A 15,301-nucleotide genomic window follows, 5' to 3' on the forward strand; every position below is an offset into this window, starting at 1 on the left:
TTTTCATTTTAGATTTATTGCCATTCTGCATATTGAGTTACCGCACCGTTATTGTCCAACTCCGCCTGTGGCATAGGGAAACGGTACATCTTAGTCGGGAAGTTACGATCTTTGTCATCACACTCTACATAAATGTAATTGAACGAACCGTTTGCATTCTGTTCTATCTTAAGTCCATGAAGACGGATACCGGTGAATGCCGTTGCAGATAGTTTCCAGCGACGCATATCCCAATAATAGTGTCCTTCATAAGCTAATTCGACTTTACGTTCCTGACGAATCGCTTTCATCAGGTCTTCTCCACTCTTGTCCGAATAAGGCAAGCCGACTCTGTTACGAATGTCTTTGATGTCTTTATTGGCTTTATCGGCATAGCCACTCAAATGATAGCAAGCCTCGGCATGATTTAGTAACACTTCGGCATAACGAATTTCGGTCCATGGCTGTGTACTTGCCTGCACAGAAGTGAAACTATGAGTCTCATCCACCAGCTTACGCAAATAATAACCTGTGGTAGAACGTCCTTCTGGTTTGGCATCCGTTTTCCATGCAGCCCAACCATCAGTACCATTGACATAAGATGCGATCGTTCTGCCTTTCCACGTCGCACCATTATAAAGAATGGTTGCTTTGAAGCGTGGTTCAAGTTTATCGTATGGAGGAGTTGCCGTTGTTCCTTCTGCAGTATGCCAGGTACTCCAATCCGGAAAACCGCTACCGTCCGCATATTCATAAGATTCTACCATTTCTTGTGTCGGAGTTCCAAATCCTCCGGTCATTGAATTACCATCCAATGCTTTATCACCTCCGGGAGCCATATAGCCGTCAAAATCATGAGTTACAGTAGAACTCTTGTCATAGCAATATTGCAGAATAGCTTCCTGACTTCCTGCTTTAAATGCATTAGAATAATTCTCTTTTTCTTCCAGCTTATATCCCATGCCCATCACTTCTTCGGCAGCGATCCGGGCATCATCCCATCTTTCTGCATAAAGCATTGCCCGTGACAGCATTGCATAAGCTGCTCCGCTAGTCAGACGTCCATTAGGGGTTTTATCAACCGGTAAATGTTCGCCCGCAAACTTCAGGTCCTCATATACAAAGTTCCATCCTTCTGCTTCGGAACTGACCGGCATATCCTTCTTTATATTATCCAGATCTTCATCATATATAATGACTTCCTTATAACGTTTTACCAAGTCGGTATATAAATATCCTCTGAAGAAGCGCATTTCCGCTTCCAGCCGTTCTTGTTCCGTCTGACCGAATGAGGCGTACTTTTTCAGTTTATTGAGACCTTCATTGACACGGCGTACATATTCATACATCGTCCCCCAATTGCCTAAATAAGTGCTGACATAACTTACTGTCAGAACGGATCCTCCATAAGCGATTTCGCTAGGTATCTGGCATTTAGACATATAGTTATAGGAACCGTATTTGAGTTGGTCTGTCAACGCTTCCGTCATGCCTGCCAGGCATTGTCCGTCACGATAAACTCCTAAATAATCGATATAACGGTAGAAATCGTTGACAGCTTGTTCGGCATATTCCAGTTTACTCCATACTAGTTTATCTGATGCTTTGTCCGTCGGTGTCATGTCTAGATAATCACTACATGAACCAAGCCCTAAAGAGGCTCCCAACAATATGATACTTATAAATTTTGTTTTCATAATAAATCTTTTAAAGGTTTAGAAAGTCAGAGTTATACCGCCCATGATTGTGCGTTGTTGAGGATAATATCCGTTATTCACTCCCGGAGATTCGGGGTCGATTCCATCGGGAAGACCGGAGATCGTGAATAAATTGGAACCTTCTACATAAATTCTAAGATTCTGAATTCCCACAGGGCTCATCCACTTTTTAGGGAATGTATAACCTAGCTGTGCCGATTTGAGACGAAGGTATCTGCCATTACGCAACCAGAAGGTAGAAGCTAATCCATTGTCTCCTCCATGTCCTTGATTTCCCAGAGTCAGACGTGGGAATGTTCCATTCGGATTTTCCGTGGTATACGCATTCTGAACCAGATATAAAGGTGAGTTGGCACCTTCTTTGAATGCTTGTGTCCAGACCGTATTGTCATCATAACCATTATAGTAAGTTCCGGTTAATGATACATCGAACAATGCGCCTCCAGTAAATTGTGCGCTTAAATCAAATCCGTTCCAGGCACAATTCAAGTTCAGACCATAAGTCAGTTCCGGACGATTGCCCCGTCCTACACGTGTTCTGTCATCTTCATCTATTTTGCCATCGCCATTTAAATCCTTATATTTGATGTCACCTACATTAGGACGGGTTCCATACCATGCGGAATTATCAATTTCTTCTTCCGAACGGAACAAACCTTCTGCCACCCATACGACTGAAGCGTCTACACTGCGACCTGTACGTTTTCTCCATTCTACAGTATTGGGACTATCCGGATAACGAAGATAGCGATTTCTTGCAAAAGTCAAGTTGAAACTGGCTCCATAAGAAAATGGTTTCCCTGCCAGATTTAATTTATTACGATGACTCACTGTGATTTCAACTCCCTTGCTGTCTACCTTGTTATAGTTGGCATACGTATAATAATATCCTCCCATTGATGGTGGATAATCGCCTCCCATTGCTGTCAGAATATCATAGGTATAATTATAGAATGCATCAAATTCCATACCCAGTAAACCATTCCACATGGTAAAGTCGAAACCTGCATTGTAAGTTAACGTGTTTTCCCACGTCAGAGTAGGATTTGCAATTACAGATGCACGCAGCGCCTGCATGACTTTTCCGTTCAGAATTGTCTGGTACGCATTTTTGTTACCGTCCATCAGGTTATAAGTACTAAGGAATGCATACGGACTCACATCGTCATTACCCAACAAACCGATAGATGCACGTATTTTCATATCATCTAGAAAAGTCAGATCGGACATAAAGTTTTCTTTGGATATTCTCCACGCTACTGATGCTGATGGGAAAAATGCCCAACGTTTTCCACTTACATTGCCCGCAAACTTATACGAACCGTCATATCGTCCTGTAAATTCTGCCAGATACTTATTGTCATAGTCGTATTTCAAACGGAAAACGTAACCAATGCTACGATTGGCATCACTGTAGCCGGAAATAGGGGAGTCTGCCGGTTGTCCGAAACTCAATTCCGGAAGTTCTGCAAAACTCATATTCTTATTATATCCGGAGAAACTGTTTTCTTTATAATCACGGATTTCCGCAAGTACCATGGCTTCAACATTATGCTTACCGAAAGAATTCGCATAATTGATGCTTCCCTGGCCTACCATTTGACGGGAACTGAATTGTCCTTCACCTAAATTTATTCCATTTGCAGTTCCACGAGGATCATCCGCTTTAGTCCAAGTCCAGTCTGTAGTGGAAGTCGGCATTTTATTGATATAAGTAGAATAAGGTGTATTCAGGTTTTTATTATGTGAGGTCTTGTAGTCATAAGCTCCGGTAACCTTTACACTTAATCCTTTTACCCAAGGCAGATTATATTGTAAAGAGAGGTTAGTCTGCAAATCAAAGCTATTGGTATGTTTGTAGCCGGATTCATAAATAGCTGCTAGCGGACTATTCGGTAAGCTTGTATTATTCTGTGTAGTAGCGGTATAAAGTCCATCATATTTTTCCGGTAAATACGGATGCATCATGATAGTCTGGTGAGCAACGGATAACCAACCTTGTTCTCCCAATGTGGAATTAGAATCTGTACCACCGGAGGCATATCCCGGAGTTTCACGTTTTCCTACATTTCCGGCAACTCCCAAACTTAACTGGAAATTCTTGGCCAGCTGAGTTTCAATGTTGGTTCTTAAGTTGTACCGTCTATAAGTAAAGTTATCAATATTACCATCCTGTCCCAAATAGCCGACAGACGTGAAATAACGCATTTTGTCACTACCACCCTGTACGGTGATGTTATGCTTCTGATTGATACCTGTACCAAATACTTTATCAATATAATTGACATTATCCCACCCATCAGTAGGATCGCCGTTCAACATCGCTTCCACATTTGCTTTTGTGAATACCGGTGTATATTGCTTCATGTCCGTAATACTTCCGTTAGCCAGCTTATCCATCATATCAGCCATATTATAATAATATGCAAACTGGGGACCATTCATAAACTGCGGAAAGTTTGCATTCATAGATGCTCCTATTGAACCGTTATATGTGATTCTTGACTTTCCTTCCTGTCCTCTCTTTGTTGTAACAATGATAACACCACCTGCGCCCTTCAAACCGTACACAGCCGCAGAAGCTCCATCTTTCAAGACAGATACACTCTCAATATCATTAGGATCAATGTCATTGATGGAACGAGGCATACCATCTACAATATAAGTAACATTGTAAATAGAACCACGAACCCGCAATACTGCTTGGTCATCACCCGGTTCTCCAGAGACTTGAACAGAAGAAATGCCCGGCAAACGTCCGCCTAACAAACTTGATACATTGGTTGCCGGTGCCTTTAACAGTTCGTCGCCTTTGACTGCAGAAACCGCTCCTGTCAGGGATTGTTTCTTTGCAGTACCATAACCAACGACAATCACTTCATCCAGAGATGCCACATCATCCTTCATCACCACATTGATCGTTTTCTGTCCGGCAACTTTTATATCTTGTTCCGCCATACCTACATATGTGAAAGACAATATATCTTTTGAAGTCGCCTGAATGCTGTATTTTCCATTAACATCTGTAACTGTACCATTAGTAGTCCCCTTTACTACAACACTTACACCAGGTAGAGATTCTCCTGTCTCATCAGTAACAGTACCTTGCACCAAACTCTGTGCATGAGCATTGATAGCACATGCAAAAAGTGCGCATATTGAGAAAAGAAATATCTTCAATATGCGAGAGTTTTGCTTAATTTTTGAGTTAAACTCTGTCATAGAATTAATTTTTAGATTATTAATAAGATTGGTTAACATAATAATTCATTGTTTCTATAGCGGTTCTAATACTTTCCAGCATTGAAATAATCCCCTTGGTACATGAAAGCACCCTTTCCATTTACCACCTTTCAGCGGTAACAAAACTTCCCCTCTGCGATTCAGATATCCGTACCATTCCGGATATTCCGGATCTTTGAAGTGCGACCATGTGTAGTCATGCACTTTTTCAAACCATTCCAGACATTTCCTGTCTCCGGTCAGCTGATAACCTTTCAGCAGTGATATCAGAGATTCAATATGCACCCACCAAAGTTTCTGATCCCATTCCAATTGCTGGGGAGGACAACCGTTACGGTCCATAAAGTAATAGATACCTCCATATTGCTTGTCCCAACCATAGTCGAGCATTGTCAGGGTTACGTCTTTTGCTTTTTCTATCAATTTCGGACGATTCAGGCGTTTGCCCAGATCCATGATAAACCACATCGCTTCGATAGCATGACCGGGAGTCACCTGACGACCTTCGAAGCAATCCACCAGATTACCGTCCATATCGACATTCTCAACAATGATGCCCCCCAGCTCCGGACGATAAAAGACATCCATCACTTCATGGATACAGGTTTCCATCGTCTGTTCCAGATAGCCGGGATCCAGGAGATGTTCGATCTCCAAAGCCAGATTACAGAGGATCATCGGGAGGGCGAAGTTCTTCAGATTACGAGTACCCGGATGAAGCTTGTTCCACTTGCTTTTCGGATTATCAACCTTGGAAAGGATGATCTTGAAAGTCTTCTTTGCTATGTCCGCATATTCCTGATTACCAGTTGCTAGACTCAGCTGTCCGAAGGCCATCGTGGCGAAAGTATATGAGAAAATATTGTATGGTTCTACCAGTGGTCTACCCGAACGGTCGAGTGAAAAGTACCAGTTATAATTTCCATCATGTCCGTATTTTTTTAAGAATTCACCACCCTGAACGGCACAATCCAGCCATTCCTGTCGTTTTTCCACTTTGTTGTAAAGCATGGAGAACATCCATACCTCACGTCCCTGCAACCAGATGAACTTATCCGTATCGAAAACCTTCCCTTCACGGTCCAGGCAGCTGAAATAACCGCCAAACTCAAGATCTTGAGAGTGCTCGAGCCAGAATGGAAGGACATTGTCCAACAATTCATCCCGGTACTGATTCGCTAGTTTCTTAAAATCCATAATATTGTTTTTATTATAGATAGGTATAGGGTACACCGAAGGCGGGAAACGTTTCTTGAATGGCCATGCAGAAAACCGCCTGCGGCTTCTCTATACTTCTCAGTTGTTGTTAGTTTACTGTTATTAAGGTCTCTTTCTTTCTTCTACTGTTCCGACCGGGTCCAGTATCTTTCAATCTCTTCCAGTGACTTTCCTGTGGTCTCCGGCACGAGTTTCCATACGATGAGCATATACGGCACGCACATGACTGCGAACAGGAAGAATGTTCCGGCGGGGGTGAGATTCTGGAGCATCCAGGGGGTTAGCTGTCCGATCAGGTACGTTCCTATCCACAGGGCGAATCCTGCAATGGACATCGCCAGTCCGCGCACCTTGGTGGGGTACATCTCCGAAAGGAGCACGAACACCACGGCACAGATGGAGACGGCACAGCAGAATACATAGAACAGGAAGAAAACGAGCAGGAAGAGGCTGGATACTCCCCAGGAATCACCGAAGAGGAAGTAAATGCCGATCAGCAGGAGGGAGACAACCATCCCCGAAACTCCGTAATAGACCAGTTGCTTGCGGCCGACCCTGTCAATGATCACAAGAGCAAGAACGGTGGTCAGAGTGTTGACTAGTCCTACGAGAACTTGGTAAAAAACGCAAGTTTGTCGCTTTGACTGTTAAATATATGCAGAGAAAATCTTATCTTTGCCTTCGTTAAATTAACTAATACCCCCATTTATGAAAAGAAATCATTATTTATTTACCCTTATTCTCTTGTTAGGGTGCTCTATCTTTGTGAAAGCTTCAGACACCGTTTTTGTACATCAGACGCAAATTCCTATTTTAATTGAGCGGCAGGATAACGTATTGTTCTACTTTCGTTTAGATGCAAAAGAAAGCCGGATGATGGATGAGATCGTTTTGGATTTTGGAAAGAGTGTCAATCTGTCGGATGTACAGGCAGTCAAACTCTATTATGGCGGTACGGAAGCTTTACAAGATAAAGGAAAGAAGAGGTTTGCACCTGTTGACTATATATCCAGTCACCGTCCGGGGAATACATTGGCAGCAATACCGTCTTATTCGATAAAATGTGCGGAAGCCTTGCAGCCTTCTGCAAAAGTAGTTTTGAAGAGTCATTATAAGTTGTTCCCGGGGATTAATTTCTTTTGGATCAGCTTGCAGATGAAGCCGGAGACTTCTCTATTCACGAAAATAAGTTCTGAACTTCAATCAGTGAAGATCGATGGTAAAGAAGCCATTTGTGAAGAACGGTCGCCGAAAGACATCATTCATCGAATGGCAGTGGGCGTCCGCCATGCCGGTGATGACGGTTCGGCTTCTTTCCGTATTCCCGGATTGGTAACTTCAAATAAAGGAACGCTGCTTGGCGTATATGATGTCCGTTATAATAGCAGTGTCGATCTGCAGGAATATGTAGATGTCGGTTTGAGCCGGAGCACGGATGGTGGCAAAACATGGGAAAAGATGCGCCTTCCTCTTTCGTTCGGTGAATACGATGGTTTGCCTGCTGCACAGAATGGAGTAGGGGACCCTTCTATTTTGGTAGATACCCAAACGAATACAATTTGGGTTGTTGCCGCATGGACACACGGAATGGGTAATCAACGTGCCTGGTGGAGTTCTCATCCCGGAATGGATCTATATCAAACGGCACAACTGGTGATGGCAAAAAGTACGGATGACGGTAAAACCTGGTCGAAACCGATTAATATAACCGAACAAGTAAAAGACCCTTCCTGGTATTTCTTGCTTCAGGGACCGGGACGGGGAATAACAATGAGTGATGGAACTTTAGTATTCCCTACTCAGTTTATCGACTCTACCCGTGTACCTAATGCCGGTATCATGTATAGTAAAGACCGCGGAAAAACATGGAAGATGCACAACATGGCACGCACCAATACAACCGAAGCGCAAGTAGTAGAAACAGAGCCCGGAGTGCTGATGCTGAATATGCGGGATAACCGTGGAGGAAGCCGTGCTGTGGCAATTACAAAAGATCTGGGCAAGACATGGACAGAACATCCTTCCTCTCGGAAGGCCTTGCAGGAACCTGTATGTATGGCTAGTTTGATCCATGTGGAAGCTGAAGATAATGTACTTGATAAAGATATTCTTTTGTTCTCGAATCCGAATACGACCAGAGGACGCAATCATATAACTATTAAAGCTAGCCTGGACGATGGGCTGACCTGGCTTCCCGAACATCAGTTAATGCTGGATGAAGGAGAAGGCTGGGGATATAGCTGTCTGACAATGATTGATCGGGAAACGATTGGTATCTTGTATGAGAGTAGTGCAGCCCACATGACATTTCAAGCTGTAAAACTGAAAGATTTGATTCGATGAAAAGTCTTCGAATCTTTTTGGGGATTGCATTTTTATTCCATACCTTATATATATTGGGGGCAGATCATTTGCGTCTGCTTCCCCAACCTCAGCAATGTGTGCTTGCAAAAGGATATTTTATCGTGGGTAAAATGCAGCTTTCCACTCCTGTGCTTTCGCAGGAATGGAAACAGTTTGTGACGGAGATGGGAGGTACTCTGACTGATCAGTCGGCATCCTCTATCAATATAAAATTGGTTGACGCGATTGACAATGTATCTGTCAATAAGGAAGAGGCTTATCGTCTGACTATTACTCCAAAGGCAATTACTGTGGAGGCTGTAGCAGAGCGCGGAGTATATTGGGCGATGCAGACGCTATATCAACTAAAAGAAGAAAAGGGAAAGAAGAACCGCCTGCAATGTGCTACTATCACTGATTGGCCGGCTTTCCGGATTCGGGGTTTCATGCAGGATGTAGGGCGTAGCTACTTGTCTTTGGAAGAATTGAAACGTGAGATAGCCATATTATCCCGATTTAAAATCAATACCTTTCATTGGCACTTGACGGAAAATCAGGCATGGCGTCTGGAGAGTAAAATCTTTCCGATGCTGAATGACAGTACGAATATGACTCGTATGGCGGGTAAGTATTACACGTTGGAGGAAGCCAGAGAGTTGACCGAGTTCTGTAAAGCTCATCAGGTACTGTTGATTCCGGAGATTGATATGCCCGGGCATAGTGCGGCATTTATCCGTACTTTCCGTCATGATATGCAAAGTCCGGAAGGAATGAAAATCCTGAAACTCCTGCTGGATGAGATTTGTGAAACGTTTGATGTTCCATATCTCCATATTGGAACAGACGAAGTGCATTTTACTAATCCGCAGTTTGTGCCCGAAATGGTGGCTTATGTCCGTGACAAAGGGAAAAAAGTGATTTCCTGGAATCCCGGATGGAAGTATAAGGCGGGTGAGATCGACATGATGCAACTTTGGAGTTATCGTGGCAAAGCCCAACAGGGTATTCCCGCTATTGACTCCCGTTTCCATTATTTGAATCATTTTGATACGTTCGGCGATATAATTGCTCTATATAATAGTCGGATTTATAATGCAGATATGGGAAGTGATGATCTTGCCGGAGTCATTATGGGTATCTGGAACGATCGTTTAATCGACAAAGAGTGGAATATGGTTCTGGAAAATAACTTTTACCCGAATATGCTGGCTATCGCAGAGCGTTCATGGCGGGGAGGAGGAACTGAATATTTCGATAAGCAGGGAACAATTCTTCCTGTAGATGAAAACTCTGAGGTCTTTCGTAATTTTGAGGACTTCGAAAGTCGTATGTTATGGTATAAAGAGCATCTGTTTAAAGGGTATCCATTTGCCTATGTCAAACAGACTCATGTAAAATGGAACATTACAGATGCTTTTCCAAATGAGGGGGATCTGACTAAAGTTTTTCCACCGGAAGAAGAGCTGAAAGATTCATATACCTATGAAGGGAAGCAATATGGAGTGCGTCCTGCCATAGGAGCCGGTATCTATCTTCGGCACGTATGGGGTAAGATTGTGCCGGCTTTTTACAAAGATCCACAGGAGAATCATACTGCTTATGCTTACACGTATGTCTATTCTTCTAAAACACAGGAAGTAGGCTTATGGGCTGAATTTCAGAATTATGGACGTTCAGAGAATGACCTGCCGCCATTGCCGGGAAAGTGGGATTATAAAGAAAGCCGTATTTGGATTAATGATCAGGAAATACTGCCCCCGGTATGGTCTGCTACTCATCTCGTGAAAAGCTCGGAAACAGCCTTAGGTAATGAGAATTGTGTGGCACGTCCGCCACTACGGGTTCATTTGCATAAAGGCTGGAATAAGGTATTGCTGAAACTGCCTGTCGGCAAATTCTCAACGAATGAAGTACGATTGGTTAAATGGATGTTTACTGCAGTATTTGTGACTCCTGACGGCGATAAGGCCGTAGAAGGGCTGATCTATTCTCCGGAAAAGAAAATGTAATTGACTTTTATATGATGAAAAATGTATTATTGATTGTTGTTTCCATCTTGTTTATTACAGCAGCGAGTGCACAGGAAAATCGTATTAAAGTTGCCTGCATCGGGAATAGTATCACCTATGGTTATGGATTGCCCGACCGGACTACACAATCGTATCCGGTGCAATTACAGAAGATGTTGGGAGAGTCTTATCAAGTCGAAAACTTCGGCAAATCGGGTGCTACCTTGTTGAATAAAGGGCACCGGCCTTATATGCAGCAAGATGAGTATCGCAGAGCGATCGACTTTGGCGGAGATATTGTGGTTATTCATTTGGGCATCAATGATACAGATCCCCGTGATTGGTCCGATTATCGTGATTTCTTTGTGAAAGATTACATTGAATTGATCGATTCTTTTCGGGCGGCTAATTCTAAAGTCCGGATTATGATTGCCAGACTTACGCCTATTGCCGATCGGCATCCTCGTTTCCTGTCAGGGACACGTGACTGGCATGGAGAAATACAATTGGCTATTGAGAATGTGGCACGCTATACCGGAGTACAGTTGATCGACTTTCATGAGCCGTTGTATCCATACCCTTTCATATTGACGGACGCCGTACACCCTGATCCCGAAGGAGCGTTTATTATGGCTCAGACCGTATATTCCGCCATTACCGGAGATTATGGCGGACTGAAAATGTCGTTGCTTTATACAGACAATATGGTATTGCAACGGGATGTTCCGCTGACGGTTCAAGGAATTGCCAATGCCGGGGACCGGGTTACTGTAAGCATAGCCGACCGGCAAATGAAAACAAAAGCAGGTCTGAATGGAAAATGGTCGGTAACGCTGCCTCCTTTAAAGGCGGGTGGTCCTTATACCTTAAAGATCTCAACGGATGAGACGGGTTTTCAATATCAAAATGTGTTAGCGGGTGAAGTCTGGCTTTGTTCCGGTCAGTCAAATATGGAGTTTATGCTGAAACAGGCTTCGACTGCCCGAGCCGATATTCCACGTGCCGTAGATCAGCAACTTCGTTTGTATGATATGAAAGCACGTTGGCGCACAAATGCCGTCGAATGGGAGGCGAACGTACTTGATTCGTTGAATCATCTCCAATATTATAAGGATACGGAATGGAAAAATTGTACTCCGGCGACAGCTTCTGATTTCTCGGCAATTGCATACTATTTTGGTAAGATGCTAAGAGATAGTCTGAATGTTCCGGTTGGATTGATTTGCAATGCCGTTGGAGGATCACCTACAGAAGCCTGGGTAGATAGAGCTAGTTTGGAATATCAGTTTCCCGCCATTTTAAAAGACTGGACTAAAAATGATTTTATTCAGGAATGGGTGCGCGGACGGGCTGCTTTGAATATAAAAAAGTCAGCAAATAGCCAGCAGAGGCATCCGTATGAGCCTTGTTATTTATATGAGTCGGGGATTCGGCCTTTGGAACAGTATCCGATACGAGGAGTAATCTGGTATCAGGGAGAATCGAATGCACATAATTGGGAAGCTCATGAAAAATTATTTAAACTGCTCGTGAATAGTTGGCGGAAGAATTGGAATGATGCCTGCCTGCCTTTTTATTATGTACAATTATCCAGTTTGAATCGCCCTTCCTGGCCTTGGTTCCGTGATAGTCAGCGTAGAATGTTGAATGAAATTTCTCATATCGGAATGGCTGTATCCAGCGATCATGGTGATTCTCTGGATGTGCATCCTATCTGTAAGAAACCTGTGGGAGAGCGTTTGGCGCGAGGGGCTTTGAATAAAACGTATCAGAAAAATGTCATTCCTTCCGGTCCTTTATTTCGTGGTGCAAACGTTCGCGGTGGGAAAGTCTTTTTATCTTTTGATTATGGAAAAGGGATGCGGAGTTCAGACGGAAAGCCTTTACAATGCTTTGAAGTAGCGGAATATGATGGTATCTATTATCCGGCAACGGCTGAGGTTGTAGGAGACCAGGTGAAGGTGTATAGTAAAGAAGTGCCAAATCCCCGCTATGTACGTTATGGCTGGCAACCTTTTACGCGGGCTAATCTGATCAATCGGGAAGGACTGCCTGCTTCGACATTTCGTGCCGAATTTTCGATGAAATGAGATATTTTGTAGCTTCAATAGGAAATATTTAACAAAAAAGCAATATCTTTACTCCGTTAATATCTAATGCCCCCACTATGATCTTAAATTTGACAGGAAAGATAGCCCCGATAGCATGTGGATTGCTATGTTGCTGTAGTATGGTTTATGCTCAAGGTAATGACACTTCGGAAGTCATGCTACTGGATACCGGTTGGGAATTTTCTCAATCAGGGACTGAAAAGTGGATGCCAGCCACGGTTCCTGGTACGGTTCATCAGGACCTGATCAGTCATGAATTACTGCCGAATCCTTTTTATGGGATGAATGAAAAGAAAATTCAATGGGTGGAGAATGAGGACTGGGAATATAGAACCTCCTTTATAGTCTCCGAAGAGCAATTGAATCGTGACGGAATCCAACTTATTTTTGAAGGTCTTGATACCTATGCAGACGTATATCTCAACGGCTCATTACTGCTGAAGGCTGATAATATGTTTGTGGGTTATACACTTCCTGTAAAATCTGTGTTGCGGAAGGGCGAGAATCACTTATATATTTATTTCCATTCACCTATTCGGCAAACGTTGCCACAATATGCTTCCAATGGCTTCAATTATCCGGCGGATAACGATCATCACGAGAAACATCTTAGTGTGTTCAGCCGTAAGGCTCCGTATAGTTACGGTTGGGACTGGGGCATCCGAATGGTGACAAGTGGTGTCTGGCGCCCGGTTACTCTTCGTTTTTACGACATAGCTACCATATCCGACTACTATGTCAGACAATTATCGCTGACAGATGAAAACGCTCGTCTGTCTAATGAGCTGATTGTAAACCAGATCGTTCCTCAGAAAATTCCGGCTGAAGTAAGGGTCAATGTATCGTTGAATGGAACTACCGTTACAGAAGTAAAACAGCAGGTGACACTGCAACCCGGGATAAATCATATCACTCTTCCTGCTGAAGTGACGAACCCTGTACGATGGATGCCAAATGGTTGGGGAACTCCGACTCTGTATGATTTCTCGGCTCAGATAGCTTGTGGAGATCGGATTGTTGCGGAACAATCTCATCGGATTGGTTTACGAACGATTCGTGTGGTAAATGAAAAAGATAAGGACGGAGAATCTTTTTATTTTGAAGTCAATGGCATACCGATGTTTGCCAAAGGAGCTAATTATATTCCTCAGGATGCACTGCTGCCTAATGTTACTACGGAACGCTATCAGACTTTGTTCCGTGACATGAAGGAGGCCAATATGAATATGGTTCGTATATGGGGTGGTGGGACATATGAGAATAATCTTTTCTATGACCTTGCCGATGAGAACGGGATACTTGTCTGGCAGGATTTTATGTTTGCGTGTACCCCTTATCCATCCGATCCTACTTTCCTGAAACGGGTAGAGGCGGAGGCTGTTTACAATATTCGTCGTCTTCGGAATCATGCCTCTTTGGCGATGTGGTGTGGTAATAATGAAATACTGGAAGCTCTGAAATATTGGGGTTTTGAGAAGAAGTTTACTCCGGAGGTTTATCAAGGATTAATGCATGGTTATGATAAACTGTTCCGTGAGCTGTTGCCTTCAACGGTTAAAGAATTTGATTCGGATCGTTTTTATGTGCACAGTTCGCCTTATCTCGCTAACTGGGGGCGTCCGGAGTCATGGGGGACAGGAGACAGTCATAATTGGGGAGTCTGGTACGGAAAGAAGCCATTTGAGTCTTTAGATACCGATTTGCCGCGTTTTATGAGTGAATTTGGTTTCCAGTCATTTCCGGAGATGAAAACTATTGCTGCTTTTGCTGCTCCTGAAGATTATCAGATTGAGTCTGAAGTGATGAATGCGCATCAGAAGAGTAGTATTGGTAATTCGTTGATCCGTACTTATATGGAACGTGATTATATCATTCCCGAAAGTTTCGAGGATTTTGTGTATGTCGGATTAGTCTTGCAAGGACAGGGGATGCGGCATGGACTGGAAGCTCACAGACGCAATCGTCCTTATTGTATGGGGACATTGTATTGGCAGTTGAACGACAGTTGGCCGGTAGTATCCTGGTCAAGTATTGATTATTATGGTAATTGGAAGGCATTACATTATCAGGCAAAGCGTGCTTTTGCACCGGTCTTGATCAATCCTATACAGCAGAATGACAGTTTGAGTGTCTATCTGATCTCAGACCGGCTTGATACAATGGAGCAAATGACATTGGAAATGAAAGTCGTGGATTTTGATGGAAAAACGCTGGGTAAGAAGATACAAGTACATTCGTTGGAAGTTCCGGCAAATACTTCAAAATGTGTTTATCGTGCAAAACTGGATGGCTGGCTGACTCCCGAAGACTGCCGACGTAGCTTCTTGAAATTGATACTCAAAGATAAATCGGGACATCAGGTGGCTGAGAGCGTCCATTTTTTCAGAAAGACGAAAGATTTGCAACTTCCTCCGACATCAGTATCCTATCAAATGAAGCAGACGGATGGTAAATGTGAATTGACTCTCTTTTCATCAATGTTGGCAAAAGATATTTTTATTGAGACTCCATTGCAAGGAGCCCGTTACAGTGACAACTTCTTTGATCTCTTACCCGGAGAACGTAAGAAAGTAATTATCACTTCTCCCCGGATAAAGAAGGGAGAAGAATTACCTGTCAATATCAAGCATATTCGAGAAACCTATAAATAAAACTAATTTATTAACTACTAACACCTAAT

The 15,301-nt window shown here is 43.2% G+C and carries 7 protein-coding genes and 1 pseudogene; 4 read left to right on the top strand and 4 right to left on the bottom strand.

Annotation, left to right across the window (positions count from 1 at the left end):
- Positions 1-14: 14 nt before the first annotated feature.
- The 4 genes and pseudogenes from BT_RS02215 to BT_RS02230 form a co-directional block, all read right to left on the bottom strand.
- Positions 15-1,676 (bottom strand): RagB/SusD family nutrient uptake outer membrane protein, encoded by a 1,662-nt coding sequence (locus BT_RS02215; protein WP_008766059.1) that lies wholly within the window; start codon positions 1,674-1,676, stop codon positions 15-17.
- An 18-nt stretch (positions 1,677-1,694) separates the two neighbouring features.
- Positions 1,695-4,919 (bottom strand): SusC/RagA family TonB-linked outer membrane protein, encoded by a 3,225-nt coding sequence (locus tag BT_RS02220; protein WP_008766060.1) that lies wholly within the window; start codon positions 4,917-4,919, stop codon positions 1,695-1,697.
- A 54-nt stretch (positions 4,920-4,973) separates the two neighbouring features.
- Positions 4,974-6,137, bottom strand: a complete 1,164-nt coding sequence (locus BT_RS02225) for an AGE family epimerase/isomerase (RefSeq protein ID WP_008766061.1) — start codon at positions 6,135-6,137, stop codon at positions 4,974-4,976.
- Positions 6,138-6,280: 143 nt separating this feature from the next.
- Positions 6,281-6,784, bottom strand: a pseudogene (locus BT_RS02230) (MFS transporter); the annotation flags it as partial.
- Positions 6,785-6,866: 82 nt separating this feature from the next.
- Between BT_RS02230 and BT_RS02235 the strand changes: the two are divergent.
- The 4 genes from BT_RS02235 (at position 6,867) to BT_RS02250 (ending at position 15,272) form a co-directional block, all read left to right on the top strand.
- The gene (locus tag BT_RS02235) at positions 6,867-8,501 is read left to right on the top strand and encodes a sialidase family protein (RefSeq protein WP_008766031.1); all 1,635 of its coding nucleotides are present in this window, start codon (positions 6,867-6,869) and stop codon (positions 8,499-8,501) included.
- A complete protein-coding gene (locus BT_RS02240; protein ID WP_011107274.1) occupies positions 8,498-10,510 on the top strand; it encodes a family 20 glycosylhydrolase in 2,013 nt (670 codons plus the stop codon). The genes BT_RS02235 and BT_RS02240 overlap by 4 nt, the downstream gene beginning before the upstream one ends.
- Before the next feature lie 14 nt (positions 10,511-10,524).
- Positions 10,525-12,600 (top strand): GDSL-type esterase/lipase family protein, encoded by a 2,076-nt coding sequence (locus tag BT_RS02245; protein ID WP_162303186.1) that lies wholly within the window; start codon positions 10,525-10,527, stop codon positions 12,598-12,600.
- A 77-nt stretch (positions 12,601-12,677) separates the two neighbouring features.
- Positions 12,678-15,272 carry a beta-mannosidase gene (locus tag BT_RS02250; protein WP_011107276.1) on the top strand — a complete coding sequence of 865 codons (2,595 nt, stop codon included), beginning with the start codon at positions 12,678-12,680 and terminating at the stop codon, positions 15,270-15,272.
- Positions 15,273-15,301 lie beyond the last annotated feature (29 nt).

This window comes from Bacteroides thetaiotaomicron VPI-5482 (assembly GCF_000011065.1).
Lineage (GTDB): Bacteria > Bacteroidota > Bacteroidia > Bacteroidales > Bacteroidaceae > Bacteroides > Bacteroides thetaiotaomicron.

Bases quoted from the DNA above. Each gene is read 5' to 3' on its own strand.
- BT_RS02215 (WP_008766059.1), bottom strand. From the start codon at position 1,676: ATGAAAACAAAATTTATAAGTATCATATTGTTGGGAGCCTCTTTAGGG.
- BT_RS02220 (WP_008766060.1), bottom strand. From the start codon at position 4,919: ATGACAGAGTTTAACTCAAAAATTAAGCAAAACTCTCGCATATTGAAG.
- BT_RS02225 (WP_008766061.1), bottom strand. From the start codon at position 6,137: ATGGATTTTAAGAAACTAGCGAATCAGTACCGGGATGAATTGTTGGAC.
- BT_RS02235 (WP_008766031.1), top strand. From the start codon at position 6,867: ATGAAAAGAAATCATTATTTATTTACCCTTATTCTCTTGTTAGGGTGC.
- BT_RS02240 (WP_011107274.1), top strand. From the start codon at position 8,498: ATGAAAAGTCTTCGAATCTTTTTGGGGATTGCATTTTTATTCCATACC.
- BT_RS02245 (WP_162303186.1), top strand. From the start codon at position 10,525: ATGAAAAATGTATTATTGATTGTTGTTTCCATCTTGTTTATTACAGCA.
- BT_RS02250 (WP_011107276.1), top strand. From the start codon at position 12,678: ATGATCTTAAATTTGACAGGAAAGATAGCCCCGATAGCATGTGGATTG.